This is a genomic window from Roseomonas sp. TAS13, assembly GCF_001950415.1.
Lineage (GTDB): Bacteria > Pseudomonadota > Alphaproteobacteria > Acetobacterales > Acetobacteraceae > Roseomonas > Roseomonas mucosa.
Genome location: NZ_BDLP01000314.1, coordinates 1 through 5,128 on the forward strand (window position 1 = coordinate 1; position 5,128 = coordinate 5,128).

Genomic DNA, 5,128 nt, shown 5'->3' on the forward strand with positions numbered 1-5,128 from the left:
GGCAGGTCCGGCGCGTGCTGGACCGCGCACCCGGCTGATCAGCGCGAGGCTGGGGGCCCGGGCGCTGAACGCCGCGCTGCAGGCGGCGCTGAACCCACCGGGCGAGTTGCGGGTCGAGCGCTTCGGCTGGACCCTCGGACCCGGCGACAAGGTCATGCAGGTGGCCAACAGCTACGACCGGGAGGTGTTCAACGGCGACCTCGGGGTGATCACGGGCATGGACCTGGAGGAGGGCGAGCTCACGGTGGTCTTCGACGGGCGGGAGGTCGCCTACGGCTTCGGGGAGATGGACGAGCTGGTGCTGGCCTACGCCACCACCATCCACAAGGCCCAGGGCTCGGAGTACCCGGCGGTGGTGATCCCGCTCAGCACGCAGCACTATGCGATGCTGGCATGCAACCTGCTCTACACCGGCGTGACGCGGGGCCGGAAGCTGGTGGTGCTGCTCGGGCAGCGCCGGGCCCTGGCGATTGCCGTGCGCAACCAGGGCGCACGCCGACGCTGGTCGAAGCTCCGTGAGTGGCTGGCTCTGTAGCTGGCATCAGCCAATGCCTCTGCGCCTCTGGCACGTTTTCTGAGGTTGCTTCGTAGATAGCCAAACCTACTCAGACGTCCACCTACATGAATTTACGTATGATCGGCAATACGTATGTTTGTAGGATAGTACGTTTGTGCGAGCGACACTGCGTATGATAGACATGATGTACGGACGTATGAGCACTCGGACATGGAGACGTATGCGAATGACGGTCTTAACATTGGCTGGGTCAAAGGGAGGCTGCGGCAAGAGCACATTGGGTCGGGCTATATCTGCTCTCCTAGCGCGCGAAGGAGCATCTTTCGCGGTGGTGGATGCGGACCCCAACAAGGCGCTTTCTCGATGGCTGACTGCCATTTACGAGGGCCCAGAGATTACTCACTGCGCTGAGGCAAACGAGGACCGATTGGCACACTTAATTGCCGAGTTGCGCGACCAGCACGATTTAGTCCTTGTGGACACTGCTGGGTTTGAGAACCTTGGGTCGTCGGTAGCGATTGCCTCGGCTGATGCGGTGCTCATCCCCTGCAAGGCTTCGGAAGCAGACCTCTACGAGGCTAGGACCACTGCCACAAAGGTTAAGTCACTTTCGGTTACTACTCGGCGGACAATCCCGGCTTGGGTAATTCTCAACTCTGTCCGAACTACGGCTGTAGCTGCTCATGCCGCTGAACAGATTAAGGAGGCGGGGCTAGAACGGCTCAATACTTCCCTTGGCCACCGAGCCGATTATGAGGCGGTAAGCCACACGGGGAAAATGCCGACTAGCGGTGCCGCCTTCCGGGAGGTCACGGATCTCATCGCAGAACTTCGGGCCAAAGATGCCATGCCCGCTGTCCGGATGACCGCCTGATGGCCAAGCCCACGTTCAAGAAGCTGCCCGAGGCAGAGCAAAGGATGCCGCCGACGGAGTTAGTGGCCGCAGTGCGAGCAGAAGACCCGAGCGTTCCTCCAGCGCGTGTAGAGGCAAAGCAAGACACTCAGACGGCAATACGTCACTTCAGCCATACGTATGATCGACATGGCGAACAGACAACAGGTCAATCAGATGTCCAGCCAGCCACATCAATCTCGGGCACTCTTGCACCGAAGCGAGACGCTCCATCCATAAATCAGCACGTCGACAATACGAAAATACGTCCTGACGGCAATACGTCTGAACGAGCAGATGTTCTGACCGCTCTGACTGTACGGCTGCGTCAGAGTACTCTCGATGCAGTGCTGGCATCCTCCGAAGAACGGGGACTTACGCTCAAGCAGGTTCTGACACACGCCTTACGGGAGGCCGGGATAAAGGTGGCTACTGCCGATCTCGAAGATCGAACTCCCCGACGAAAGGTTCGTGGCGGATGACCAGCATGACACGAGGTGTGGACTCTTGCGAGCAGAAGAGTAACCGAATCGGGCCCGTCTGGCTGAAGTGGAGACATTGCCAGCCATCCTTCGGCTCACAAGGTAGCCGAGGACTCTTGCGAGTGATCTGTGGACTCTTGCGATACGCCTGAACGTTGAATCAATGGCTTCTGTCGGTTATCCCGTGGACTCTTGCGAACAAGCTAATAGTTAGAATCTCTAATATCTTCAAATAGCTTCGCTCGCAGGAGTCCACAGGCGACAGACCCAGTTGCCATGGCATAAGGGGCTGAAGTCTGGGGAGATAGCCGGTGGGGACGGTGCATCGTCTGATCGAGACCCAGGGCAAGATGGCAGCCCTGGCAACCGACATCGACCGGCGCGTTGTGGAAGCCGCTTCGGCATACATGGCCGACGAGGATTCCAACGTTGGCTTCATCTACTCTGGCTGGACCCAAGCAGCGCTCCCGCACAAACGCCTCCCCGACGATGCCATCTGGAAGATCAGTTCCGAGCACGTAACCCTTCTGGTCGAACCAGGCCGGCGAACTGTGGACTCTTGCGAGGAAGCAGAGTGGGTAGGAGTGCCTTACGGGAGCCGTGCCCGTCTAATTTTACTCTTTCTTCAATCCGAAGCACTTCGGACTGGAGGGCGGGAAATCGAGCTTGGACGCAGCCTCCGCGCATGGTTATCGCGTCTCGGCATTCCAATTGGTGGTAAGTCTTTTAAGGACGTTCGGGAACAGGCGGAACGGATCTCACGCTGCAGACTAACGTTCCACATTCGAACCGCTGGTCGGGCTGGTTTGGTCAACCAAAACATCGTGGATACAGCGATGTTCGTTGGAAATGACGACGCGTCTCAAGGATCACTTTTCACCGATACCGTTCGCCTCTCGGAAAGTTTTTTTGAGCAACTACAAAAGCATCCTGTTCCGATCGAGGAAGCAGCAATCAAGGCTCTTTCTAACAATAGCATGGCATTAGATATCTACTGCTGGCTAACTTACCGCCTACACGTCCTACAGAGTCCAAAGCCGATTTCTTGGAAAGCGCTACAGGGGCAGTTTGGAGTTGGTTACAAAGGTCTCCACCACTTCAAACCGCGGTTTCTGGAAAACCTTGGTCTTGCATGTGCAGTCTATCCAAGGGCAGAAGTGGAAGTGGATGAACGCGGATTGACACTGAAACCCTCGAAATCACCGGTCATGCCCCGTCTGATTAAAGCGTAACCGGTACAGCCCATCCGAAAGCACCTAAACGGCCAGAGATGCTGGAACTCATCAATTGGTATGAGCGATACTTGCTACTGTTCTGAACCAGACGTCTATCTGAGGTGGGATATACTACCTCAGATGGACATCCAGTCTAATCTGCCACTCACGCCGAAATGGCCGGAACGATATCCGTTCTCGGGAAGTCATCGCCCTTGAACAACAGGGGCAGGTTCCAGCACCTAGCCAGGGCGTAGGAAGCACAGTCACCGAGATTGAGGGCCGCCGGATGGCGCCCCTTGCCGTAGCGCAAGAAGGCCTCCCGGGCGGCCTCCGCCTGCTCCCGGTCCTGTGCCACCACCTGCATGTTCGCCCGGGCGATCAGGGCATCCAACCCCTCCCAGGCCACAGCATCCCCGCCGCGGCCGGCGAGCACCATGCTCGTCTCCAGCAGGCTGACCGAGGACAGGCAGCATGGCCCGGCCCCGACGATGACCCGCAGGAAGGCATCCGCCTCCGGTTCACGCCTCAGGATGGCGATCAGCGCCGAGCTGTCCACGGCGATCACGCGGGCAGGCCGTCCTCGTCGTAGAGATCCGCCTCGGTCAGCGGCTCTGCCTGGTCCCGCAGCTTCGCCGCGCTGCGCAGGCTGATGGCGCGCAGCTCCTCGAACAGCGTCCCGGCATCGGTGTGGGCCACCGGCCGCCGGCGCACGCCGCCCTCGATGAACTCGGCTCCGGCCTCCTCCAGGGCCTGACGTACGCTCTCCAGGATCACCGGCGTGACCCGGGCCGCATCCTGGCCTGCCTCCAGGCGGCGAACCGTCGCCACGGAGACATGCGCGCGCATCGCCAGATCCCGCTGCTCGATACGCAACAGGGCCCGAGCCGCACGGACTTGGTCGGGGTGGATCATCATGAGCGTTATGTAGCCTAGAGCGACTTATCGCTCAAGGACACCGGTTGCCGCTTGGCTCTTCCGGGTGGTGGTCGGCTTCGTCCGGCCCGATCAGGTCGACCGGAGTGACGCCGAGCGCCTGGGCGATCTCGAACAACGTGACCACGGTCGGGTTGCGTAGGCCCCGCTCGCGCCGGCTCGACGCCGTGCTGGCCGAGCTGCTGGGGGACGTGCTGTGACGCGGCGCGACCCGGGCTTCCTGGACGACCTGCCGCAGCCGCTCTTCCGGCCGCTGCCGCCCGACCCGGATGAGACCCGTGCGGCAGGGCAGGGGGATTCGGTGACTCCCCTGGTCCTCCACTCCTTCGGCCGGGCCGATGCTGCTGGCGGCGAAGGAGGCGCTGCCCGGCGGGCGGATCGACCATGGCTGGGCGCCAGAGGCGTTGCGGCCCCGGCCGGTCCGCGCCGGAGCGCTGACCTGGATCGCGGCCGGGGTGGCGGGGCTACGCGGGCTGTCGCTGGTGTGGCAGGTGGCGCAGGCGGTGAGCGAGCAGGTGCTGGGCAGGATCCCGGTGCTGCAGCACATCGCCGCGGCGGTGCCGGGCAGCAGCGTCACGGCGCTGCTGCTGAGCCGGCTGGCCAACGTCACCGCCGAGGCCTGCTGCCCGCTCTCGATGGAACGGGAAGGGTGAAGGTGTGGACATCGGGTGCCCCTGGGAGGGCCATGATTGCGGCATACGCGGTCCGCAGGCGTCGATGACCCTTGAGGGGACGGAGCAGACGCCCTAGTCTTACTGAACGTAAGACGGAACGAGGCGTATCATGACCACGGTGACATTGCGCCGGCAGGGCAACTCGGTCGGGGTGACGTTCCCGGCCGAAACGAGAATCCGCATGGGGCTGGAGGTCGGCCAGGACCTGACCCTGGTGGAACTGGCGGATGGGGTGAAGCTGGTGAAGCGCAACCTGAAGCTCGAGCGGCAGATGCAGCTGGCCCGCGAGGTCCTGCGCGAGCAGGCCGACGCGCTGCAGGAACTCGCCAGGCGTTGAGCGACCCGGAGTTCCTGGAGGCCGATGTCGTGCTGTTCCTGCACGACCAGGCCCTGCGGGAGTATGGCGGGATCCA

7 protein-coding genes are annotated in these 5,128 nt (G+C 61.7%); 5 read left to right on the forward strand and 2 right to left on the reverse strand.

The features are described from left to right. The 3 genes from ROTAS13_RS18935 to ROTAS13_RS18945 all read left to right on the forward strand — a co-directional run. Positions 1 to 535, forward strand: a 535-nt coding sequence (locus tag ROTAS13_RS18935; protein ID WP_171979151.1) for an ATP-dependent RecD-like DNA helicase, incomplete at its 5' end; no start/stop codon positions are given. A gap of 208 nt (positions 536 to 743) precedes the next feature. Further along, complete coding sequence (locus ROTAS13_RS18940; protein WP_075823108.1) at positions 744 to 1,391, forward strand: ParA family protein; 648 nt, start codon at positions 744 to 746, stop codon at positions 1,389 to 1,391. Positions 1,392 to 2,211: 820 nt separating this feature from the next. After that, complete coding sequence (locus ROTAS13_RS18945) at positions 2,212 to 3,123, forward strand: replication protein RepA (RefSeq protein ID WP_371329203.1); 912 nt, start codon at positions 2,212 to 2,214, stop codon at positions 3,121 to 3,123. 148 nt (positions 3,124 to 3,271) lie between these two features. On the opposite strand, the gene ROTAS13_RS18950 is transcribed toward ROTAS13_RS18945, so the two are convergent. Both ROTAS13_RS18950 and ROTAS13_RS18955 read right to left on the reverse strand, forming a co-directional pair. Next, entirely contained in the window at positions 3,272 to 3,673 is a 402-nt protein-coding gene (locus ROTAS13_RS18950; RefSeq protein ID WP_075823109.1) for a type II toxin-antitoxin system VapC family toxin, read from the reverse strand. Further along, entirely contained in the window at positions 3,670 to 4,023 is a 354-nt protein-coding gene (locus tag ROTAS13_RS18955; protein WP_075823110.1) for a helix-turn-helix domain-containing protein, read from the reverse strand. Before ROTAS13_RS18955 ends, ROTAS13_RS18950 begins: the two co-directional genes overlap by 4 nt. 356 nt (positions 4,024 to 4,379) lie before the next feature. On the opposite strand from ROTAS13_RS18955, the gene ROTAS13_RS18965 reads away from it, so the two are divergent. Then, the gene (locus ROTAS13_RS18965; protein ID WP_075823111.1) at positions 4,380 to 4,694 is read left to right on the forward strand and encodes a hypothetical protein; all 315 of its coding nucleotides are present in this window, start codon (positions 4,380 to 4,382) and stop codon (positions 4,692 to 4,694) included. 130 nt (positions 4,695 to 4,824) lie between these two features. Continuing rightward, positions 4,825 to 5,052, forward strand: coding sequence for an AbrB/MazE/SpoVT family DNA-binding domain-containing protein (locus ROTAS13_RS18970; protein WP_019463481.1), 228 nt, complete (start codon positions 4,825 to 4,827; stop codon positions 5,050 to 5,052). Positions 5,053 to 5,128 lie beyond the last annotated feature (76 nt).